The sequence below is a fragment of the Paenibacillus oleatilyticus genome (assembly GCF_018998565.1).
Lineage (GTDB): Bacteria > Bacillota > Bacilli > Paenibacillales > NBRC-103111 > Paenibacillus_G > Paenibacillus_G oleatilyticus.
Genome location: NZ_JAHNZO010000236.1, coordinates 1 through 201, shown reverse-complemented (window position 1 = coordinate 201; position 201 = coordinate 1). Strand labels below are relative to the sequence as shown.

Genomic DNA, 201 nt, shown 5'->3' with positions numbered 1-201 from the left:
GGTAGCCGTATCGGAAGGTGCGGCTGGATCACCTCCTTTCTATGGAGTCCATGTCGTCTGTAGGGCGACGGACATAAACAAAGCATTCGTTTCTCATTTGTTCAGTTTTGATGGAGCTTTCAACGGGGCCATAGCTCAGCTGGGAGAGCGCCTGCCTTGCAAGCAGGAGGTCAGCGGTTCGATCCCGCTTGGCTCCACCAT

At 54.7% G+C, this 201-nt stretch carries 1 tRNA gene; it reads left to right on the top strand.

Going from position 1 to position 201, the window contains the following annotated elements:
• Positions 1–124: 124 nt before the first annotated feature.
• Positions 125–200, top strand: a tRNA-Ala gene (locus KQX66_RS37145).
• Position 201 lies beyond the last annotated feature (1 nt).